Raw genomic sequence first — 22,272 nt, 5'->3', positions numbered from 1 at the left:
TATAAATGGGTATTAGCAATCTACATTATTACGTACCCACCCAAAAGGTGGACAATCAAACTTTAATTGAAAAAGAGCTTATTATTTACGGCGGTACACCAGCAGGGTTAACGGCAGCTGTTCAAGCAAAACGGATGGGTATAACGGTTGCAATAGTGGAGTTTAGCAAAAATATTGGTGGGATGACTGCCAGTGGATTGGGTGCGACAGATCTTGGTGCGGAAGATGCAGTTGGTGGTCTTTCGCGTGAATTTTATCAAGAAATTGCAAAATATTATCACAAAGAAAAGCAATGGACATTCGAACCTAAAGCAGCTCAATTTGTGTTCAATCAATGGATGAGAATATATGATATTCCAGTATATTTATACCAACATTTAGCTGAAGTAACGGTAGAAAATCAGCAGATTACTGAAATTGTCATGGAAAACGGAGCCCGATATAGTGGGAAAATCTTTATGGATTGTAGTTATGAAGGTGATTTACTCGCCAAGTCAGGTGTTTCTTATTTTGTTGGACGCGAATACAATGCAACATATCAGGAAATATATAATGGCATTCAGTTTGGTGCGCCGCATCATAAATTCGAAAAATGGATTGACCCTTATGTTGTTGAAGGACAACCGAAAAGTGGCGTTTTGCCAGGGATTACAGAAGATGATCGTGAACAATTGGGCTATCAAGGGCAAGGAGATCATCGGATTCAAGCGTATAATTTCCGCATTTGCTTGACAAAAGATCCAGAGAATAAGTTACCTTTCCCAAAACCAGCTCATTATGATGACAAACGATACGGACTTTTACTGCGCTATATTCAATCTGGAGTTTGGGATGCCATGAAACTTCATACGATGTTGCCAAATGGCAAGTCAGATTTAAATAACTATGGAGCGATTTCAACAGATCATATCGGGATGAATTACGATTGGCCGGAAGGAAGTTACCAAAGACGTGAGGAAATCTTTCAAGATCATGTAAATTATGATATGGGAATGTTGTACTTTTTAGCGAATGATTCGCGCGTTCCAGATGCAATACGTCAGGAAGTGAATGAGTGGGGATTGCCGAAAGACGAGTTTATAAAAACGGGAAACTGGCCACATCAGTTGTACATTCGTGAAAGTAGACGAATGATTTCTGAATATGTCATGACGGACCGTAATTGCCTGCAACAAACTTTTGTTGACGATTCAATCGGTTTGGCATCGTTCCATATGGATTCTCATAATTGCAGACGCGTCGTCATTGATGGCCGATGTGTGAATGAGGGGGATGTTCAAGTTCCCATTGGCCCTTATGAAATTTCATATCGATCCATTCGTCCAAAAGCTACGGAATGTACCAATTTACTTGTCCCGGTTTGCTTATCAAGCTCTCATATTGCGTATGGATCCATTCGAATGGAACCCATTTTCATGATTCTAGGCCAGTCGGCGGGTGTGGCTGCAGCTCTTGCTATTCAGCATGAAACAACTGTACAAGATGTCAATTACGAGGAGCTGAAGCAGGAGCTTCTAAAGGCCAATCAAGTCGTTCGATGGGGGACAGGTATGGTTGATGATCCGATAAAACGAATGGAAGAAACGTTTGGTAAATAAAATAATCAAAGAAAGATTATTTATCTAATGGAGGATTCATATGAAGATACTATCTTGGAATCATGATCGCTTGGAAGAGCTAGTTGAGTTGTGGAATAAGGAATTGGCCGAAGACTTTCCAATGCGTAAAGAGTTGTTTGAACAAAATAGTTTTAATGATAAAAACGTTTCCTATGAAGATTCACATATCGCTGTAGATGAACAAGACCATGTCATCGGCTTCGTTATCGCTAAACACTGGAAAGAAGAAATCGATGTTAAAATGGATGACAAAAAAGGTTGGATTCAAGTGCTTTTAGTAGATCGTGACCACCGTGGAAAAGGAATTGGAACAGAGTTACTTGAACGTGCAGAAACAGGATTAAAGGAAAAAGGAGTTGTGACCATGCAATTGGCTGGTGATCCTTTTCATTATTTCTCAGGCATTCCAGAACAATATCAAGATGCACAAAAATGGGCAAAGAAAAATGGTTATGTTAAAAAATTAGCCACCTATGATTTAATAAACCATTTGGACAAAAAGTATCCTTTCCCAAAGATTGATTCTGTTACATTTTCAAAACTAAAAAGAGAAGAGGAAGCAGAATTCATTTCATTCTTAGAAAGGTGTTTCCCGGGAAGATGGGAATATGAAGCCATTAAATATTTTGAAATGAATTGGGAAGGCCGAGAGTTCGTCGTCCTTAAAAAGAAGGGTCAGATTATCGGATTTTGTAGAATTAATGATTCCCACTCGCCATCAATTGCGCAAAACGTTTATTGGAGTCCGCTTTTTACCCGAGAAATTGCTGGGATTGGTCCATTAGGAATAGATGCAAATGAACAAAAAAATGGCTATGGATTAGCGATTGTTCAAGCCGCAATGGCGTATATACAAGAAAGAAATATCGAAACAATTATCATTGACTGGACAATATTAGTGGAGTTTTATGAGAAATTAGACTTCAAAATATGGAAAAGTTATGGGGTTTATTTGAAAGATGTTAAGTAATTATTTCCATAAAGGAGTTGAACAAATCGTCATAATTTCACCTCTTGGTCAACTGAATTTCGATCTCTTTTGCAAGCAAAAAACGCGCGATATAATAATGTTGAAGTAAAGAGGCTCGGATAAAACATAAAAAAATGCATGAAGGCAAAATTCGCCAACATGCATTTTTATGCTTTTATAATGTTTCTTTTTCATTTTCATGAGTGGATCGGAGGGGAAAAAGACCGACTCCTCGAAAATGCTGATGCATTTCCTTCGTTCAATGCTTATTCGACGAAGTCTATTCAATGTCCTGAAGGGTTTAGCGCAGATGTTGAGTCCCGCAGGGAAAGCCGTCACGTAGAACGGCTTTTGCGAGCAAAAGCGCAGAGTTGGGAGCCAATCGAACTCTTCGTTTTTCGATTGGCTCGAGCGCGCCCCGCAGAAAGCGTGTCTTTTGGAGCGCAGAGGAATGGCTATTTAAAGTTTTGTCCCAGCCTTGTTTTGTTTATTACATGTACAAGGTTTCATAGAAAGAAAGGTTGGAATGTGAACGGTCTTCAAATTTGTTGCATATTAAGCAATTCCTTATACATTAACAAGTATTAGTTGTATTAGTACGAGTAAATTTTTGTGATTTGAGAAGCTAGCTAAGAATTTGTAACAAAAAGAGTCATTGCGCGTCTGACTACTATAATACTATTTTAAAAACTAGGAGGAGTCTAGTATGAGCAAAAGCCGCTTTTTTATATAGCGATTGTATCTGTCGCAACAATAATGAATGTGTTTGCCGTTTTATGCATTCTTTTTCCGTTCCTTGCTCAACAAGTACAAAATCTTTCTCCACTTGTTTACGTTTATATGTATCTTGATCATTTACAGTTCACGACGATTGCATGTAGTGTCTTGCTGGCATTCCCTATAATTTATGTACTGTCAAGACGTTTCCGCACGCATAAAGCGCAGTTAATTGTCATAGGTATTCAGCTTGTATTGTTAACGTCGCTAGTAGTTATCGTGTATTTCAACCTGGATTATTTAAATGAAATAATGCTTCGACCGACATATGAATGATTATTGTTTTGTGTAGTCGGTTGTGCAGTCAATTACCGATGAGCTAAGTCATGAGATGAATTTTAGGTAAGTGCAGACTTTCTGCATATTTAGGGGGTAGAGGAGACAGAAACTCAATCATTTCATGAAAGGAGATCTACAGTATGAAAAGTTACGGAAGGTTTGCGATGATGATTGTGACATCCACAGTTATCATGTTTGGATTGATGTATTTGAACACATATGCACTCGACCATGTATTCTTCAGTGAAACACGACTGTATATGGCTTTGCTGATGGGAGCTACAATGGCAATGATTATGATGGCATTCATGTGGAAAATGTATGCGAATAAAAAGTTGAATGTTGGAATTTTAGGCGTAAGTGTAATCATTTTTGCTTTGTCATTGTATTTAGTCCGCAGTCAGGCGACTATTGAAGATACATCTTGGATGAAAGCGATGATTCCGCATCAATCAATTGCCATTTTAACGAGCGAACGCGCAAAGATATCAGATTCACGTGTGAAAGATTTAGCGGACAAAATTATTGAAGCGCAGAAGAAGGAAATTGAAGAAATGAAGGTATTAATTGAAGAGTTGGAGCAACGTGAATGAATTATTTAATATCGTTAATTTAAATATGAGCAACAAAGGATAAAAAGACGTCAATGAAGGCGTCTTTTTGTTTTAATTATTTAGAATAAAAACACATTAGTATAGAACTAAAGAATACGGTAAATTTTTCCGATAGTAATATTGTATGCTAATAACCAATTTGTGTTTTAGGGGGAAAGTCATGTTAACGATACAAACATTAAGTAAACAGTACATTAATGGCTCCTGGAGAGATGGAGGAAGTCGTAATAAGCTTGTAAATGTTGATCCATACTCGGGTGAAGAACTTGCAAGTATGAAGATCGGGACAATAGAGGATGTCGACCAAGCTTATAATGCGTCATTTCGTAGTCAGAAAGAATGGGCGCACGTAAATGCCTATAAGAAGCGTACCATTTTAGAAAATGCGGTCGCTTATATTGAACAGCACGAAGAGGAAATTACAGAGATAATTATTCAAGAATTAGGCGCAACTAGACTTAAAGCGGCTTTTGAGATTGGCCTAGTCAAGAACATGATTAAAGAGGCAGCTACGTTCCCACTAAGAATGGAAGGGAAGATATTGCCTTCGACAGAAGATCATAAGGAAAATAGATTGTACCGTGTACCGGTTGGAGTTGTGGGTGTCATCAGTCCATTTAATTTTCCTTTTTTCCTATCCATGAAATCTGTTGCACCTGCTTTAGGTGCGGGGAATGGCGTTGTCCTTAAACCACATGAAGAAACACCTGTCACTGGTGGGACACTAATAGCTAAGATTTTTGAAGAGGCTGGATTGCCTTCTGGGCTATTAAATGTTGTCGTAACAGATATTAAAGAAATCGGTGATGCTTTCATTGAGCATCCGATACCTCGAATAATATCGTTTACTGGATCGACTCAAATTGGACGACATATTGGTCAAGTTGCTATGAAAAATTTCAAAAAACCTTTGTTGGAATTAGGTGGAAATAGTGCATTCATCATTATGGCGGATGCAGATATTAATTATGCTGTAAATGCGGCCACTTTCAGCAGGTTCACGCATCAGGGACAAATTTGTATGTCTGCAAATCGGATTGTTGTCCATAAAGATGTATATGAGGAATTTATCAAGAAATATAAAGAAAAGGTTTCATCCCTAAAGGTCGGTGATCCGAAAGAGGCTGACACCATTATTGGACCAGTTGTAAATAAGCGACAGGCATCCACATTGAAGTCGTACATTGATAAAAGTATTGAAGAAGGGGCTTCTATTATATTAGATGGTTCCATTACTGGTAACTTGGTTGCGCCAACAATTATAGGAGATGTTACACCGGATATGACGGTAGCTCAGGAAGAGTTATTTGGACCAGTTGTGTGCGTCATGCAATTTGAAACGGAACAAGAAGCAGTTAACATTGCAAATGATACACGTTTCGGATTGAGTGGAGCGATCCATACGAGCAATCTTGAAAAAGGTGTTGAAATGGCTAAGAAAATTCATACGGGTATGATTCACATCAATGATGTAACGATAAATGACGAGCCGATTGTTGCGTTTGGAGGAGAAAACCAATCTGGAATTGGACGGCTAAATGGGCAATGGAGTTTGGATGAGTTTACTACAATGAAATGGATATCATTAAATTTTGGACAACGAACCTTTCCATATTGAAGTAGGGGGTACAGACAATTGACGAAGCATGATACAGCGACGAATGTTGAGATTTTAGATGCTTTCATAAAGATAGCACCTTATTTAAATCGCTTAATACAAGATGATATTACAATAGGGATTTACGATACAAAACAATTGTTGTTAAATATACCAGGGGAAACGTTTGCATTGGATGTGTCTGTTGGTGATCCGTTAGCGCCGGGAGATATTATAACAGAAGCTCTAAGAGAAAATAGTGACAAAGTCGCCATGGTGCCCAAAGAGCTTTTTGGATTTCCATTGATTGCTCGGGCCATTCCCCTTCACGATGATCACGGCAAGATTGTCGGTGGAGTAGGGATAGGGACAAGTCTTCAAAAATCTAATGAATTGTTCATGGTTGCCGATAGCTTATCTGCAATTGTTGAGGAAACCGCTGCTTCTCTCGATGACATTGCAAATTCTGTTACCAATTTAGCAGATCAAGTAGTCGATGCAAATGAAATAATCGCAGAAGTAATGACAGGAACTGATGAAATTGGAAACATCTCTTCGGTTGTTAAAGGAATATCTGATCAAAGCAATCTCCTGGGACTGAATGCTGCGATAGAAGCAGCAAGGGCTGGTGAACAAGGTAAAGGATTTTCAGTAGTAGCTGACGAAATCCGTAAACTCGCAACCAATTCAAAAGAGAATGTTTCGCAAATTGATCAAGTTATCCAACGAATTACTTCTGCTGTAGATGCGTTAAACAAATCATTCTCAACGATTAATGAAGTATCTTCCAATCAAGCGGCAGCGATCGAAGAAATTTCAGCAACTGTTCAAGAAATCAGCCGGAATGCTCAAAGTTTATCTTCCATGGCAGAGAATACATTAGAGAATCAATAATGAAGTACAAAACGACCGGAACTTAACTGCTAAGTTCTTGGTCGTATTTTTTTGCTGATAATAAATTATTTAATAGTCAGTACATGGTGAGAGAGGTAATTTCGCAATTTCCGTTATCACCTATTACGTTTGTACAAGCGACACAACTTTCATTGAATATAGTAAGAAAGAGTAAAGAAGGAGGTGAATTGAATGAGATATCACTATAAACCTATTCGATGTGTGCAAGCTACTCCAGTTGATTCTTGTTTTAATCCATGCAGAGCTTGCCCGCCAGGTCAACGAGGCCCACAAGGTCCTGAAGGTCCACAAGGTCCGGCGGGCCCACAAGGTCCTGAAGGTCCACAAGGTCCGGCGGGTCCACAAGGTCCGGCGGGTCCACAAGGTCCGGCGGGTCCACAAGGTCCAGCGGGTCCACAAGGTCCAGCAGGTCCACAAGGTCCTCCGGGAGGTGTGCTTGGTGCAGCATATATTTATGATACAACACAACAGACACTTGAAGAAGGTGATTCTGTAACTTTTGATACAAACGGAAATATCACACCTCCAGGATTCGTCACACATGTTCCAGGTGATGCGGAAATTACCATTAACGAAACAGGCACATATTTGATTACCTACGAAGTGAATCCACAACAAGGAACATCCGCATTTGCGTTATTTAACGGTAACAGTCAAATTATTGGGACAGCCTATGGGGCAACGTCGGGTAACCAACCTTTCGTCGGTCAACAAATTATCACTTTAACGGCTGGGGATGTTCTAACTGTGAGAAATCTTGATGGACGTACAGTATTAGACAATCAAATATCTCCAGACATTCCAGTCATCAGTGCTTCTATTGTGATTGTGCAATTAGCGTAAATAGTTGACTTGTTTATGTGGCAAATCATACAGAAAGCCGAACAGATTGTATACTCTTATTCGAGTATACAGTCTGTTTTTATCGGTTATATATTTACTCTACCTGTAATAATTTCCTAATTTCTTTAGCTGGTAGTGGTTTGTAGAGAACAAAACCTTGCACAATCGTACAGTTGTGGTCTTTTAAAAACTCTAATTGATCCAAAGTTTCCACACCTTCAGCGATGACTTCCATTCCTAAATTGTGTGTCAAGTCTATGATTGTTTGTACAATGATGGCGTTATGTTGATCCTTCATCATATCTGCAATGAATGACCGGTCAATTTTAATGAAATCGATTGGAAGATGTTTGAGGTAATGAAGCGAATTGTGTCCTATCCCAAAATCATCAATACTAATCGCGATACCGATCTCTTTTAGCTTTCTTACAACGTTAATGGAGGATTCGTCTTCCATAGCTATATATTCTGTAATTTCAACGCCTAAGTATTGAGACTTTAGCCCAGTTTCTTCTAATGTTTGTTCGATGAATTGTACGAGGTTCGTTTTATTGAACTGTTGTGAAGAGAGATTGACATGGACTTGGATGTGTTTCAAACCGTCGTCCTGCCACTTTTTGTTCTGTTTACATACTTCAGCGATAACCCACTCACCAATTTTTGTAATGTACCCGTTTTCCTCAGCTAACGAAATGAAACGATTAGGTGCGAGATGGCCGAGTGTCGGATGTTGCCAACGAATTAACGCTTCCAACCCAACGATCTCTTGCGTACAACTATGAAGTTGAGGCTGATAATACAGAATAAATTCGTTTTGTTCAAGTGCTCTTCGCATGTCCATCTCAAGTATGGAGTCACCCATCAGATCAGTTAACGTATCTGTGGAATGAAGAGCATAGCGATTTTTCCCAAGAGACTTCGCTTGATACATGGCATTATCCGCATAAATAAGAAATTTTTCTTTAGGTATAGGGTGATCGGGATATATTGCAATTCCTATACTCGCTGTTGTGTAAATTTTTTCGTCATGTACATAAAAGGGTTCTTGGAAAAGCTTAATAATCGTATCGGCTTTATTAGCTATATCAGTTGCGTCTTCAAAATCTCGCAGTAACATGACAAACTCATCGCCACCCATTCTGCCAAGTATATCTTTTTTTCCTAAGCACCCAGCTAAGCGTTTGCTTACTTCGATCAAGAGCTCGTCTCCATATGAATGACTAAAATTATCATTTATGATCTTAAAGCGATCAAGATCAATGAACAATAAAGCTAATTCATTACCTTTTCTAAATGCTTTATGTTCTTCAATAAAAGCAGATAGTTCCTTGTTGATGAAGCGCCTGTTAGGTAAATTTGTTAACTCATCATGAAACGCTAAATAGTTATATTTCTCCTCCAGTAAGTATCGTTCAGTAATATCTCTGAACTGTCCATATGCCCCAATTAATTTCGTGTTTTCAAAAATAGGATAGGCGTCAAACAAACAGACAACAGTATTCTCTTCTATGTTTGGAAAAGGTATTTCTTCATCCGTAATGATCTTTTCTTCTTCAAGTACAGCTTTAAAATGGTTGCCGACTAATTGAAATTGATGTATAGGAAGCCCAATTAAAGATTTTTTTTGATTTACGATTTGTTCTGCAAATAGATTGGATGTTGTTACAACTCCATTTTCATCTGTAATGATAATACCGTTTTTTGTTCGTGTGAGGAGAATTTGATTTAATATATTGAGTTTCTTATTTTGTTTTCGAAGTAAAAGCTCTCTCTCAATCGAGTCAACAGTTAGTGCTAACATTGTTAGTAATAATGGGTTTTGAAATGGGAGTGGTGTCATAATGGATATACTTCCAAGTAGTTTCGTCTCGCCTTTTACATGAAAAGCCGTACCATAGCATGCCACATCGTGTAGAACAGAATGGTAATGCTGATCGCCGATAATGCTAACAGGGTGTTTTTGTTCCAAAGAGAGTGTCACCACGTTTGTACCTGTGTCTTCCTGTGAAAATTGACTGCCTGCAACAATCCCAAATTGTTCGATAGCTGCTTTGATTGTTTCGTCTCCAGTTACGTCAATCAAGTAACCATCTGCATCAGAGACAACTACAAGTATAGGTGTTCCTTTTAAAGAATCAAGAAGCTTGTTAGAAAAGAAGCGGACCACTGATAAAATTTCACGATAGAAAGTCAATTTCTCTTCAAAAGCTACTTCGCATAGAAATTTTTTTGGTTTTGCTACTTTGTCTGGATCCATTCCAGCCAATTTACATTTTCTCTTTGATTCTTTTATGTAATGTGGTTCTGTCATGTGGAATGCCTCCATCGTGAGTGATAGGGAATCGTGACGTCGAAGATATTGTTTATTTCTCAGGAAATAAATGTCTGTGTATTTGGTTGTTTTGAGATGTCGTGAAAGCAGTGTATCCACTATACATGGCAACTAAACTGAAAGCGTTCCTAATTCTTTGCTTATAAACAGGATGTAGACTTGTGTATAGACAAATAATGTTCAATCGTAGTTAGTTAATGAATATGAAATTGTGGTCGGTTATTGAATGTCCATCAAACCTTTCTGCATATCTTTTTCATAATCATTTTCTATAATAGATTGAGATGTATTGGGAGGTGAGGATGCTGAAGAGAATTTCCACAAAACTAGCTGCCTACTTTATATTGTCATTTCTTTTGCTTGAATCGATTCTTATGATCTATCTGCACCAAACGATAATTCACGCGCGAATTGAAGAAGAGTTTGAGAGAGTGATGGCTAATGGCTCTAACCATCGTGAGGTGTTAGAGGATTACTATTCTGAAGAGACGATGAATCATATCGTCTTAATGGAATACGGCAAGGAAAGCGAAGTAGTTATCACGGGAGAAAACGATGAGGTTATTCAGAGTTCAGCCGAAAACCTTCTTGCTTTGAATAAGTATTTGAAGCTATTGGACGGTTCTCGCCGAGAAGATGATCAGTTGCTATTAGATGATTGGAAAAACTCGGAGTATATTGTGAGTGTTCATCCTTATCAGATAGCTGATTGGTCAGGTCATGTAGTGATGTTCCAAAAGACTGAACCTATTCAACGATTAGTCGACCGTGTCAACTTGCATTTCGGTTTAGCAGGCGGTGTAAGCATAATCATTTTGTTTGTCATTTATCTTGTCCTATCCAAGTTTTTAACGCGTCCGCTCGTACATATGAAAGAAGCAACTGAAAAATTACGTGAAGGAGATTTTCGTGTTAGTTTGCCGAATGCAGGAAAAGATGAACTCGGAGAACTGTCTATGGCCATTATGGAACTGGCGACGGACTTGGAAACTATGAAAACGGAGCGAAATGAATTTTTAGCGTCGATTTCCCATGAACTTAGCACGCCTCTGACGTATATGATCGGCTACTTGAAAGTGGCGATGAGAAATGAGCTTACGGATGAGGAAAGAATGGAATACTTGAAGATCATTGCGGAAGAATCGAACCGAATGAAGGAACTTGTGAAAGATTTAATGGAGTTAGCGAAAATGGATGAATTGTCTTTTACGGTTGAAAAGACGTATTTCTCGGCACAACGATTTGCAAAGGAATTATATCGTCTCGTACAACCTTCATTTGAACTGAAAAACATCAACCTAACCATTTTATGTGAAAAAGACTTTCAACTGTTTGCAGATCCCTTACGCTTGGAACAAATTCTATTGAATTTGTTGGATAATGCATTGAAATATTCAGAAGCGAATACGGACGTAACGATGACCGTATACGAGGAGGGTGCTAATGCAGTCCTACAGGTCTCTGACGAAGGAATTGGTATTCCTCATGATGAAATTGACCGGATTTTTGACAAGTTGTATCGAGTTGAGAAATCTCGTTCACGTACGTCTGGAGGCTCAGGATTAGGACTAGCGATTGTGAAGGAGCTAGTTGAAGCGCACGATGGTGTCATTTATGTAGAAAGCCGCGTTGGCACTGGCTCCACTTTTATCGTGAAACTATAAGTTGAAAGGGGAGATTACATTGCGAAAGATCCTACTCATCGATGATGAACAAAGAATGCTTAATTTACTTGAATTATTTTTAGCTCCACATGGATTTGCCTGTTTGAAAGCGGAGAGTGGTGAAAAAGGGATTGAAATGATCCAGTCACAACAAATAGATCTTGTCATTTTGGATATTATGATGCCTTTCATGGATGGCTGGGAAGTATGTGAAATGATTCGCCAACAAGTAAATGTGCCGATTATTATGTTGACTGCAAGGGCAGATAAATTAGACGTTGTTCGAGGATTAGATGTTGGCGCTGATGACTACGTTACAAAACCGTTTGATGAAGGTGAACTCGTTGCAAGAGTGAATGCGTTACTTCGAAGAGTGCATAAACAGGAAGACGAAAATACAACGGTAAATGGTGAATTCATCTTAAGTCATTACACGTATTCGTTGAAATATAGGCATGTTGAAGCCTATCTGACACTGAAAGAGTATTCCATTATTCATACGTTAATTAGCAATCCGAAAAGGACGTATACGCGAGAGCAGTTACTGCGTACTGCATGGAATTACAACACCTACACGGACATTCGTACAGTAGATTCACACATTAGAAATCTACGGGAAAAATTGAAAGCGGCTGGTTTTCCAATCGAGGAATTTCTCCATACTGTGTGGGGGATTGGTTATAAATGGGGATAAAGAGATTTTGGTGGAATCGATTACTGAAAAAGTAAAAGAAATAAATCAAGTCGCTAAGAAATATAGGAGGTGTTTTACATTTGTATGGAATCTTATCTGAGATAAGTGTAAGTATTACCGAGCCAATGACTCGACTCATCAATTCATTTGGGAATTACCCCCTAGTTGTTGCACTATTACTAGGTGTAATTGGTGCGGCTGCTCCTTGTCAGCTCACAGGCAATATAAGTGCGATGACGCTGTATGGGCAACGATCTGTACAAACAAAGAGTGATTGGAAAGAAGTCCTATTTTTCATTCTAGGTAAAGTTGTTGTTTTTAGCATATTTGGGCTTTTCGCATGGTTGTTTGGCCAACAATTTGAATCATCCTTAGTAGGCTATTTTCCAATCTTTCGAAAGGTTATCGGTCCCCTCATTGTCCTTACAGGTCTTGTACTTCTCGGGATTGTAAAGATGCGCTTTTTAAATCGATTAGCGATACATGTCCCTCAACGGTTACGTGACGGGAAGCTTGGTTCTTTTCTGTTTGGTGCAAGTTTTTCAGTCGCATTTTGTCCGACAATGTTCATTTTGTTTTTCGGTTGGCTTATGCCTGTTGTCACTGCCACGTCCTATGGCTTAATTCTTCCAGCTGTTTTTGGTATAGCTACTGCATTTCCTCTTATTTTGTTGTTTGTGTTTATTTGGTTTTTTAACGTAGACAAACGGATTATGCGAACAAGTGTCAAGATTGGTGCTGCTATTCAAAAAGTGGCAGGTGTCATGCTTATCATCATAGGATTATTGGATACTGTGACTTACTGGAGTTGAATTTTACTTGAAATGACTCGTGTAAACAGTTCCATCCTCTCAAGTGTAATTCCTACAAATGAGAACTCCTTCCTATTTGTGATGAATTGATTACGATATGCATAGATTTTCCTTATTTATTTGCTACGCTACGTAACGAACGATGGTGAAGGATTGGAGGAAACGATGATGAATAGCAACAAACTCGCACTGATGATGTTAGGGGGCTTCCTAATATTGAGCGGCTGTGTGAAAGAGGAGCCTGCAGAAGTCCGTACGGATCAGACAATGATGAATCATGATGAAATGGAAGACGGTATGAGTCATGGTGAAATGGAAGGCCATATGAGTCATGATGAAGTAATGCAATTAAAAGATTCTACAGGTGAAAATGAATTGATTGTCCCACCGGTTCTTGAGCGGAATATAGATGGTGATGTCACTTACACGGTAAGGGCTCAAAAAGGGGAAACTCAAATATTTAATGGAAGTAAAACGAAAACGTATGGCTACAATGGAACGTTTTTAGGCCCCATGCTCCAGTTTACAAAAGGAGAAACGATTAAAATCCGGACAATTAATGAACTTGATCAAGAGACAACTTTCCATTGGCATGGGTTGGAAGTGGCTGCTGATGCAGACGGTGGCCCTCATGATGCACTACAACCGGGTGAGGAGAGAGTAATTGAGTTTAAGGTGACACAAGAAGCGGCAACACTGTGGTTTCACCCTCATCCTCATGGAAATACTGCAGATCAAGTATACAACGGATTGGCTGGTTTAATTTTTATTGAGGATGAAAACTCAAAGCATCTTAATGTGCCGGATGACTACGGGAAAAATGATTTTCCGTTAATCATTCAAGATAAGCTGTTTGATGAGAACCATCAATTGAATTATCGTGAAGCTCGAAATGAAGACGGCACAATCGGTGATACGTTACTCATAAATGGAACGGTCAATCCCAAGTTGACAGTGGAGAAAGAGAAAGTACGGTTGCGAATCGTAAATGGCTCGAATGCGAGAAATTACACATTGAAGTTAAATAGTGGGGATTCGTTTGTTCAAATTGGTACGGATGGCGGTTTTTTGAACGAGCCTGTAACCGTTCAGGAAGTCACGTTGACACCTTCTGAAAGAGCGGAGATTGTCATTGACTTTCAAGCAATTGATGCAACTTCTGATTTGGCATTAGTGAATGAAGATGGCTCCGTGCTGTTGCCTTTTGACATTTCTCATTCAAATGGAGTGGCAAGCGAATTATCGACACAGTTAAATGATTTCACGCTGACTGCTGAGGAAAAGAACTTGCCAGTTAATAAGACGGTAGAATTATTCGGGATGATGGATCATGTGACGATTAACGGGAAGAAATTCGACCCGGACCGAATCGACTTTACACAAGAGCAAGGCGTTACTGAAGTATGGGAAATTTATAATAAGCCGGACATAATGGGTGGAATGATTCATCCGTTCCATATTCATGGTGCACAATTCAAGATTATTAGCAGAGATGGCGCTGCACCTCCAGAGAATGAACAAGGATGGAAAGACAGCATTGCTGTACATCCCGATGAGACAGTGAAGATTGCCATTCAATTTAAAAATAAAGGGTTGTATATGTTCCATTGTCATATACTCGAACATGAAGATAATGGAATGATGGGACAAGTTTTAGTAGAGTGATCGAAGAGGTTTTACACCTTCTTATGTGGGGAAGAGAGTAACGAACTTCATAAAAGGAGCTGAGCAAATGAACGTGAACTATGAAGAATGTCTCCAAGCCTGTTTGGAATGCTTGGAAGCGTGCAACAGATGTTACGATGCTTGCCTAGGTGAAGAAAACGTGAAGATGATGGCGGACTGCATTCGTCTAGACCGTGAATGTGCAGATATATGTGCGTATACGGCACAAGCAATTACACGTAATAGTCCGTTTGTAAAAGAAATTATGGAGTTGTGTGCGAAAATTTGTGAAACATGTGAAGAAGAATGTGACAAACATGACCATGAACATTGTAAACAGTGTGCAGAAGCTTGCCGTAAATGCGCAGAGGCGTGTAAAAAAGCTGTCGCTTAACAGCAACTTTCGATAGAAGGAAGAAGGGGTAATCCACTTCCTTCTTTTTTCTTGTCAAATGGAAGGAATGAAAGTCCTGTTGTAACGTAATATTCATCGAAAGCTGATGCATAAATCGATTCCAGTTGGAAAATGCTATGTGGTATAGTGGAGAGGATGAAAGAAGGTGAATGTCGTGCGAAATAAGTATGGGAAATTGCTGAAAAAAGATAATATCGTTGTATTTCCAGGCGCATTGGATGGGCTGATTGAAAAAGGACTGGATGCCGTTGAGGATGTGGACTACGAACTTGCGGTTGAATCCTTTGACCAAGTTTATCATTTTGACCCGGACAATATGCGTTTGTTGGCACCGTATGCTGTTTCTTTATATGAAACGAGAAACTTTGAAAAAGCGAAAGAAATCGCTACGAAATTATTACATAGTGGAGCAGCAGAGTATTTAGATGCGATGGAATTGTATTTAGCAATCAGTATTCAATTGCAAGATTATGAAGAAGTGGAAATGACCATCGCTACACTTCTCGAGGAAAATATTGTACCACCAGACATGATACAAAAGTTCAACTATTTACGTGATTTAAATAATCGATTAGCGAGCCGCTACGCTATCTCTGAAGAACCAATGATAGAACTACAAGAAGCACTGACAATTGAAGAGTTTTTAGCGAACACACCTGAAGTGCAACAACAAATAGTAGCGTCAATGGAGAATCGCCAGGTTGAGGCGGAAAGTTTAAAATTACTCGCTGAGATTGCCGAACATGAAGAGATTCATCCTCTAGTTGTTACATATGCGCTCGTTCTTTTACGTGACGCTGCTTGCGATAAAACATTGACTGTGAAGAAATTCGGATTTGAAAAAGCGGTCGTACCCACTGAATTACATTTGCCAAACCAAGATGAAAAAACACGGGAAGTAATTGATCGGATAAGCGACCTTAACGAAAAAGATCCATCGAGGATGCAAATGGCGATTGAAGCGAGCTTGCGTTATGGCATCATTGCATACCCATTCAGTTGGGAAGGCTTTTCTGCGGAAGAAGTTGCGCAAGGCTATATTCATTACATAGATGGTTTGTTTACTGGGGAAAAGTGGATTGATTCGGAACTAATGAACTTGATCCAATCAATTGATGAACAAACTGAACAATAAGTAGCAGTAAATCTGTTGAAAGATCGAAAGACTATGATATACTATAGTGGTTGTAAATGGCGTATTAACATGCGATATTATACTTGTCATAAATGATTCGGAGGTATTTACTAATGTCAGTTAATTGGGAAAAACAAGAAGGTAATAAAGGTACACTCACAGTTGAGGTGCCAGCAGAAAAAGTGAACGCTGCGATCGATGAAGCGTTTAAAAAAGTTGTAAAGAAAGTTCAAGCACCTGGATTCCGTAAAGGGAAAATGCCTCGTAAAATGTTTGATAGAATGTACGGAGTGGAAGCTCTTTATAATGACGCACTTGATATCATCCTACCGGAAGCTTATGGCAATGCACTAGACGAGTCAGGTGTAGAGCCGATTGCTCAACCTGAAATTGAAATCGACGAAATGGAACAAGGCAAAGCGCTTGTATTCAGAGCGATTGTTACATTAAAGCCGGAAGTTTCACTTGGAGACTACAAAGGTCTTGAAGTTACTCGCCAAGAAACGGCTGTGACGGATGAAGAGATTGAGGAGCAATTGAAAGATCGTCAACAAGCACTTGCAGAGATGGTTGTAAAAGAAGATGGAGCAATTGAAGACGGCGACACTGCAAACATCGACTTTGAAGGGTTCGTTGATGATGAAGCGTTTGAAGGCGGGAAATCTGAAGGATACGACTTGCAAATCGGATCTGGTTCATTCATTCCAGGTTTTGAAGAGCAATTAATCGGCCTTAAAGTCGGCGAAGAGAAAGACGTAGAGCTTTCATTCCCTGAAGAATACCATGCTGCTGAATTAGCAGGTAAACCAGCTGTATTCAAAGTGAAAATCAATGAAATCAAAACAAAAGAAATTCCTGAACTAAACGACGAACTAGCTCAAGAAATTGACGAAGAAGTCGAAAGCCTTGAAGCACTTCGCACAAAGTTAAAAGAAAAGACTGCTGAAGAAAAGAAAAATGCTGCTGATGCTGCATTGCGTGACGAGCTTGTCGAAAAAGCTGCAGCGAACGCAGAATTCGAAGTACCTGAAGTAATGGTAGATTCTGAAGTGGATCGCATGATGCAAGAGTTCGGTCAACGTTTGCAAATGCAAGGTATGAACCTTGACCTATACTTCCAATTCTCTGGTCAAGACGAAGCAGCTCTTCGTAGCCAAATGAAAGACGATGCACTTAACCGTGTGCGTGTATCATTGACACTAGAAGCAATTGGCAAAGCTGAAGATCTTCAAGTAACTGAAGAAGAAGTGAACGCAGAACTTGAAAAGATGTCTAAGCAATTTGGAATGGAAGTTGACCAAATTAAACAAACACTAGGTGGAACGAAAGTTCTTGAAAACGACTTGCGTTTGAATAAAACAGTGGAATTCCTCGTTGACAACGCAAAAATCACTGAATAAGTAGACACAATCATACAAGGTGCGGCTTTCCCGTACCTTGTTTTTCATAGGACGAATTGAACCTGTGGGAAAAGAGGATAAGTTCTAATTAGTTGATAAAAACGGGGGAATCTTGTAAGATTGTCACTTGATAGGGGTGAGCTTGATGTTCAAATTTAACGATGAAAAAGACAACTTGAGTTGTTCATTTTGTGGTAAAACCCAAGACCAAGTAAGGAAACTTGTTGCTGGTCAAGGTGTTTATATTTGTGATGAGTGTGTCGAGCTCTGTGCTGAAATCGTTGAGGAAGAAGTAGGCCTTGAAGAGCACTTTGAGCTTAAAGACGTACCGAAACCACGTGAAATACAAAGTATTCTTGATGAATATATTATCGGTCAAGATAGAGCTAAGAAATCATTGGCTGTGGCGGTATATAACCACTACAAACGGATTAATACGAACAGTAAAGTAGATGATGTGGAAATTGCAAAGTCAAACATTGTCTTAATAGGACCTACTGGAAGCGGGAAAACATTATTAGCTCAAACGTTGGCACGTATTTTGGACGTTCCATTTGCGATTGCAGATGCAACTTCCCTAACTGAAGCCGGCTATGTCGGTGAAGACGTGGAAAATATTTTGTTGAAGCTTATCCAAGCTGCAGATTTCGATATTGAACGAGCTGAAAAAGGAATTATCTATATTGATGAAATCGATAAAGTTGCTCGTAAATCCGAAAATGCTTCGATTACACGTGACGTTTCTGGTGAAGGCGTACAGCAAGCGCTTTTGAAAATCCTTGAAGGAACGGTAGCAAGTGTACCGCCACAAGGAGGAAGAAAGCATCCACATCAGGAATTCCTGCAAATCGATACGACAAATATTCTATTTATCGTAGGTGGAGCATTTGACGGGATGGAAGAAATCATTAAGCGTCGTACGGGTCAAAAAGTGATTGGATTCGGAACGGATATTGAGAAAGCTGATGAAGAAGCTTCCTTACTTTCTAAACTGATTCCTGAAGACTTACAACGCTTTGGATTGATTCCGGAATTTATCGGTCGTCTACCGGTTATCGCTACTTTGGAGCAATTAAATGAAGATACGCTGTATCAAATTTTAACGGTTCCAAAAAATGCAATTGTCAAGCAGTACCAAAAGATGGTTGAACTCGATGGCGTTGCGTTACGTTTTGAAGAAGATGCGCTTCTTGAAATCGCTAAAGAGGCGATTGTTCGAAAAACAGGTGCTCGTGGATTGCGTTCTATCATTGAGAATATCATGTTAGATATTATGTATGAACTTCCTTCTTTGGAGGAAGTAACAGAATGCATCATTACGAAAGACGCTGTTCTAAAAAAGTCCAGCCCGATTCTTTATCGGGAAGATGGATCTGAATTTGATTTGGATCCAGAAAAGAACACGGCATGATAACAGGAGGGACAAAGCCGACTCCGGCGAGGCGATTCATTCGCTCATCGGTTGTCGGCTTTTTCCACCTTATATGAATTGCGAATATTGGACATACATAAGATAGGAACTTTCGGAGGTGACTACTGCATGGATATTGAAACAAAAGCAAATGTTCCACTGTTACCATTGCGCGGAATGTTAATGTTTCCGAAGATGGTTTTACATATTGATGTGGGGCGCGAACGCTCAGTGTTTGCAGTCGAACACGCCATTGCAAATGGCAATATCATCATGCTCGCTTCTCAAAAAGATACGAGTGTCGAAATACCTGAAGCGGATGATCTGTACACAATTGGTTTGTTGGCCCATGTAAAATCGTTGAATGAACTACCGAACGGTACATACCGAATCCAACTTGAAGGCTTGGAACGAGCGGAATGGAGCAATTATGAAGAAGCAGATCTATATCCTGTCGTCGATGTGAAGGTTATTCCCGCAAAGGAAGAGAACGATGCAGAAATGATAGCGCTAAAGCGTACATTGCTCCCGTATTTCAAGAAGTACGCCAAAAACTCATCGAAAATCTCCCAAGAGACGTACGATTCGATTGCATCGATCGAAGAACCAGGAAGATTCGCAGACACAGTTGCTTCCCATCTACCGTTAAAGTTGGCAGCTAAGCAAGAAATTCTTGAAATGAGTAATGTCAAAAAACGATTGGAATTTCTCGTACACAAACTCCATGATGAGCAAGCGATATTAGAATTGGAAAACAAAATAAACAATCGCGTAAAGTTGGCGATGGAACGGACTCAGAAAGAGTTTTACTTACGTGAACAAATGAAAGCCATTCAAAAAGAGCTTGGTGATAAAGATGGAAAAAACATTGAAATTGTTGAGATAACAGAGAAAATTGAAGCTTCAGGGATGCCTGAACATGTAAAAGTTGTAGCCTATCGTGAATTGCAGCGTTATGAAAAAGCGCATTCGGCTTCAGCCGAAAGCGGTGTAATTCGTAATTATCTTGACTGGCTTGTGGCACTGCCTTGGACAGATGCGTCTGCAGACCAACTTGACATTAATCGATCTGAAGAGATTCTAGATCGTGATCATGAAGGGCTTGAATCTGTTAAAGAACGTATTTTAGAATACTTAGCTGTCCGTCAAATAACAAATTCACTAAGAGGACCAATCCTATGTCTGGACGGACCACCAGGTGTTGGTAAAACTTCACTTGCCCGTTCCATTGCAGAATCGTTAGGCAGGGATTTTGTGCGTATTTCCCTTGGTGGCGTTCGAGATGAGTCTGAAATTCGGGGTCATCGACGGACATACGTTGGGGCCATGCCTGGTCGAATCATTCAAGGGATGAAAAAGGCAGGAAAGATTAATCCTGTTTTCTTGTTAGATGAAATTGATAAAATGTCAAATGATTTTAGAGGAGATCCTTCTGCAGCGATGTTAGAAGTGTTAGATCCTGAACAGAACCATTCGTTCAGTGATCATTATATTGAGGAACCATATGATTTGTCAGGTGTTTTATTCATTGCAACATCCAATGATGTCAATGCCATCCCGGGTCCATTGAGAGATCGAATGGAAGTCATTTCAATTCCAGGTTATACAGAGGTTGAAAAGCGGGCAATAGCAAAAAATCATTTGATTCCTAAACAATTGAAGGAACACGGTTTAACGAAATCACAAGTTCGTTTTAATGATGAAGCGATTATGCATATCGTCCGCTACTATACACGTGAAGCAGGCGTCCGTGGACTTGAACGTGAAGTGGCGCGCGTATGTCGTAGGGCAGCTAAAAAAATCGTGACAGGCGAAAAGAAAAGTGTGACCGTAAGTGCCAACACTTTGGAGTCACTACTTGGTAAGAGAAAGCACGATTATGGTCAAGCGGAACTGAAAAATCAGATTGGTGTTGCGACCGGTTTAGCGTATACATCCGTAGGCGGAGATACTTTACAAATTGAAGTTTCATTATCGCCCGGGAAAGGTAAACTCATCTTGACTGGGAAATTAGGGGACGTCATGAAGGAATCTGCCCAAACAGCGCTTTCGTATGTCCGATCGAAAGCAGAGCAGTTTAACATCGATCCGGAATTTTATGAAACGAAGGATATTCATATCCATGTTCCACAAGGGGCAGTACCAAAAGATGGTCCATCTGCAGGTGTGACAATTGCAACTGCGCTTGTCTCTTCGTTAACGAACAAGCCTGTTCGACGTGAAGTCGGCATGACAGGCGAGATTACGCTAAGAGGACGAGTTTTACAAATTGGTGGTGTGAAGGAAAAATCGCTCAGTGCCCATCGAGCAGGTTTAACAACCATTATTTTACCGATGGCGAATGAGCGTGATATTGAAGATATACCGGAAAGTGTACGTAGTGAGCTGTCATTCAAGCTTGTTTCGGATGCTGAAGAAGTATTAGCAATTGCATTAGAGGAGGCTTCCGAATGAAAGTCAATCAAGTAGAAATGATTATGAGTGCCGTAAAACCTGAGCAATATCCAGATGATGGATTCCCGGAATTTGCATTAGCGGGACGCTCCAATGTTGGAAAATCGTCTTTCATCAATAAGATGATCGGTCGAAAAAGTTTAGCGAGGACATCTTCCAAACCAGGAAAGACACAAACGCTGAACTTTTATAAAATCGAAGAAAAATTGTTTTTTGTAGATGTACCTGGATATGGCTATGCAAAAGTGTCAAAATCCGAGCGAGAAGCATGGGGCAAAATGATTGAGCGGTATTTGACGGGACGAGAACAACTACGTGCAGTTATTCAAATCGTCGACCTTCGTCATCCCCCAAGCGCTGATGATTGCGTCATGTATGATTTTTTAGGGCATTACAATATCCCTACCATCATTATTGCAACGAAAGCTGATAAAATTCCAAAAGGAAAATGGGAAAAGCACAAAAAGATTGTCCGCGATACATTACATGTAAGAGCTGGAGATCCGATTGTTTTGTTCTCATCTGAAAAAGGGATTGGTATGGAACAAGCTTGGAGCGAAATTGAAAGTCGGATGTAAAGATAACGTTTCATAACAGAAAATCCGGATTAGCATTTGTGGTCCGGATTTTTTTCTGCCAATCAGGTCACACTAATTGATAATCATTATAAATATTG

18 protein-coding genes are annotated in these 22,272 nt (G+C 39.7%); 17 read left to right on the top strand and 1 reads right to left on the bottom strand.

Annotated elements, in window-relative coordinates; translation table 11 throughout:
• The first annotated feature begins 5 nt into the window (after nucleotides 1–5).
• The 7 genes from QT711_RS04465 (at nucleotide 6) to QT711_RS04435 (ending at nucleotide 7,614) form a co-directional block, all read left to right on the top strand.
• Nucleotides 6–1,598, top strand: a complete 1,593-nt coding sequence (locus QT711_RS04465; RefSeq protein WP_317942307.1) for an FAD-dependent oxidoreductase — start codon at nucleotides 6–8, stop codon at nucleotides 1,596–1,598.
• Between the two features lie 40 nt (nucleotides 1,599–1,638).
• Nucleotides 1,639–2,589 (top strand): GNAT family N-acetyltransferase, encoded by a 951-nt coding sequence (locus QT711_RS04460; RefSeq protein WP_317942306.1) that lies wholly within the window; start codon nucleotides 1,639–1,641, stop codon nucleotides 2,587–2,589.
• Between the two features lie 756 nt (nucleotides 2,590–3,345).
• Nucleotides 3,346–3,642, top strand: a complete 297-nt coding sequence (locus QT711_RS04455; protein WP_317942305.1) for a hypothetical protein — start codon at nucleotides 3,346–3,348, stop codon at nucleotides 3,640–3,642.
• A 143-nt stretch (nucleotides 3,643–3,785) separates the two neighbouring features.
• Complete coding sequence (locus QT711_RS04450) at nucleotides 3,786–4,238, top strand: DUF305 domain-containing protein (RefSeq protein WP_317942304.1); 453 nt, start codon at nucleotides 3,786–3,788, stop codon at nucleotides 4,236–4,238.
• Between the two features lie 181 nt (nucleotides 4,239–4,419).
• Nucleotides 4,420–5,877, top strand: a complete 1,458-nt coding sequence (locus tag QT711_RS04445; RefSeq protein WP_317942303.1) for an aldehyde dehydrogenase family protein — start codon at nucleotides 4,420–4,422, stop codon at nucleotides 5,875–5,877.
• Between the two features lie 18 nt (nucleotides 5,878–5,895).
• Nucleotides 5,896–6,750, top strand: a complete 855-nt coding sequence (locus QT711_RS04440; protein ID WP_317942302.1) for a methyl-accepting chemotaxis protein — start codon at nucleotides 5,896–5,898, stop codon at nucleotides 6,748–6,750.
• 192 nt (nucleotides 6,751–6,942) lie between these two features.
• Nucleotides 6,943–7,614, top strand: a complete 672-nt coding sequence (locus QT711_RS04435) for a BclA C-terminal domain-containing protein (protein WP_317942301.1) — start codon at nucleotides 6,943–6,945, stop codon at nucleotides 7,612–7,614.
• A 94-nt stretch (nucleotides 7,615–7,708) separates the two neighbouring features.
• Here QT711_RS04435 and QT711_RS04430 read toward each other — a convergent pair whose 3' ends face one another.
• Entirely contained in the window at nucleotides 7,709–9,925 is a 2,217-nt protein-coding gene (locus tag QT711_RS04430; RefSeq protein WP_317942300.1) for an EAL domain-containing protein, read from the bottom strand.
• A 323-nt stretch (nucleotides 9,926–10,248) separates the two neighbouring features.
• Here QT711_RS04430 and QT711_RS04425 point away from each other — a divergent pair, with 323 nt between their 5' ends.
• The 10 genes from QT711_RS04425 to yihA all read left to right on the top strand — a co-directional run bounded on the left by QT711_RS04425 (nucleotide 10,249) and on the right by yihA (nucleotide 22,174).
• Nucleotides 10,249–11,610, top strand: coding sequence for a sensor histidine kinase (locus QT711_RS04425; protein WP_317942299.1), 1,362 nt, complete (start codon nucleotides 10,249–10,251; stop codon nucleotides 11,608–11,610).
• Between the two features lie 19 nt (nucleotides 11,611–11,629).
• Nucleotides 11,630–12,304: a response regulator transcription factor gene (locus tag QT711_RS04420; RefSeq protein ID WP_317942298.1), complete on the top strand. Its 675-nt coding sequence runs from the start codon at nucleotides 11,630–11,632 to the stop codon at nucleotides 12,302–12,304.
• Nucleotides 12,305–12,384: 80 nt separating this feature from the next.
• On the top strand, nucleotides 12,385–13,116 hold the full coding sequence (locus QT711_RS04415) for an urease accessory protein UreH domain-containing protein (protein ID WP_317942297.1): 732 nt from the start codon (nucleotides 12,385–12,387) through the stop codon (nucleotides 13,114–13,116).
• A 168-nt stretch (nucleotides 13,117–13,284) separates the two neighbouring features.
• Nucleotides 13,285–14,781: a multicopper oxidase family protein gene (locus QT711_RS04410; RefSeq protein ID WP_398295638.1), complete on the top strand. Its 1,497-nt coding sequence runs from the start codon at nucleotides 13,285–13,287 to the stop codon at nucleotides 14,779–14,781.
• Nucleotides 14,782–14,848: 67 nt separating this feature from the next.
• Nucleotides 14,849–15,175: a four-helix bundle copper-binding protein gene (locus QT711_RS04405; RefSeq protein ID WP_317942295.1), complete on the top strand. Its 327-nt coding sequence runs from the start codon at nucleotides 14,849–14,851 to the stop codon at nucleotides 15,173–15,175.
• A 166-nt stretch (nucleotides 15,176–15,341) separates the two neighbouring features.
• Entirely contained in the window at nucleotides 15,342–16,331 is a 990-nt protein-coding gene (locus QT711_RS04400) for a tetratricopeptide repeat protein (protein WP_317942294.1), read from the top strand.
• A gap of 113 nt (nucleotides 16,332–16,444) precedes the next feature.
• Nucleotides 16,445–17,731, top strand: coding sequence for a trigger factor (tig, locus tag QT711_RS04395; RefSeq protein WP_317942293.1), 1,287 nt, complete (start codon nucleotides 16,445–16,447; stop codon nucleotides 17,729–17,731).
• A gap of 145 nt (nucleotides 17,732–17,876) precedes the next feature.
• Nucleotides 17,877–19,142 carry an ATP-dependent protease ATP-binding subunit ClpX gene (gene clpX / locus QT711_RS04390; RefSeq protein WP_317942292.1) on the top strand — a complete coding sequence of 422 codons (1,266 nt, stop codon included), beginning with the start codon at nucleotides 17,877–17,879 and terminating at the stop codon, nucleotides 19,140–19,142.
• A 129-nt stretch (nucleotides 19,143–19,271) separates the two neighbouring features.
• Nucleotides 19,272–21,596 carry an endopeptidase La gene (gene lon / locus QT711_RS04385; RefSeq protein WP_317942291.1) on the top strand — a complete coding sequence of 775 codons (2,325 nt, stop codon included), beginning with the start codon at nucleotides 19,272–19,274 and terminating at the stop codon, nucleotides 21,594–21,596.
• Nucleotides 21,593–22,174, top strand: a complete 582-nt coding sequence (gene yihA, locus QT711_RS04380; protein WP_317942290.1) for a ribosome biogenesis GTP-binding protein YihA/YsxC — start codon at nucleotides 21,593–21,595, stop codon at nucleotides 22,172–22,174. Before lon ends, yihA begins: the two co-directional genes overlap by 4 nt.
• Nucleotides 22,175–22,272: the final 98 nt, after the last annotated feature.

The organism is Sporosarcina saromensis (genome assembly GCF_033253735.1).
GTDB lineage: Bacteria > Bacillota > Bacilli > Bacillales_A > Planococcaceae > Sporosarcina > Sporosarcina saromensis.
This window is presented reverse-complemented; position numbering and strand designations above follow the sequence as displayed.

What these genes read in the sequence shown, in the direction of transcription:
- QT711_RS04455 (WP_317942305.1), top strand. Translation starts at nt 3,346, where the DNA reads ATGAATGTGTTTGCCGTTTTATGCATTCTTTTTCCGTTCCTTGCTCAA.
- QT711_RS04425 (WP_317942299.1), top strand. Translation starts at nt 10,249, where the DNA reads ATGCTGAAGAGAATTTCCACAAAACTAGCTGCCTACTTTATATTGTCA.
- QT711_RS04430 (WP_317942300.1), bottom strand. Translation starts at nt 9,925, where the DNA reads ATGACAGAACCACATTACATAAAAGAATCAAAGAGAAAATGTAAATTG.
- QT711_RS04450 (WP_317942304.1), top strand. Translation starts at nt 3,786, where the DNA reads ATGAAAAGTTACGGAAGGTTTGCGATGATGATTGTGACATCCACAGTT.
- tig (WP_317942293.1), top strand. Translation starts at nt 16,445, where the DNA reads ATGTCAGTTAATTGGGAAAAACAAGAAGGTAATAAAGGTACACTCACA.
- QT711_RS04405 (WP_317942295.1), top strand. Translation starts at nt 14,849, where the DNA reads ATGAACGTGAACTATGAAGAATGTCTCCAAGCCTGTTTGGAATGCTTG.
- clpX (WP_317942292.1), top strand. Translation starts at nt 17,877, where the DNA reads ATGTTCAAATTTAACGATGAAAAAGACAACTTGAGTTGTTCATTTTGT.
- QT711_RS04435 (WP_317942301.1), top strand. Translation starts at nt 6,943, where the DNA reads ATGAGATATCACTATAAACCTATTCGATGTGTGCAAGCTACTCCAGTT.
- QT711_RS04465 (WP_317942307.1), top strand. Translation starts at nt 6, where the DNA reads ATGGGTATTAGCAATCTACATTATTACGTACCCACCCAAAAGGTGGAC.
- lon (WP_317942291.1), top strand. Translation starts at nt 19,272, where the DNA reads ATGGATATTGAAACAAAAGCAAATGTTCCACTGTTACCATTGCGCGGA.
- QT711_RS04410 (WP_398295638.1), top strand. Translation starts at nt 13,285, where the DNA reads ATGAATAGCAACAAACTCGCACTGATGATGTTAGGGGGCTTCCTAATA.
- yihA (WP_317942290.1), top strand. Translation starts at nt 21,593, where the DNA reads ATGAAAGTCAATCAAGTAGAAATGATTATGAGTGCCGTAAAACCTGAG.
- QT711_RS04445 (WP_317942303.1), top strand. Translation starts at nt 4,420, where the DNA reads ATGTTAACGATACAAACATTAAGTAAACAGTACATTAATGGCTCCTGG.
- QT711_RS04460 (WP_317942306.1), top strand. Translation starts at nt 1,639, where the DNA reads ATGAAGATACTATCTTGGAATCATGATCGCTTGGAAGAGCTAGTTGAG.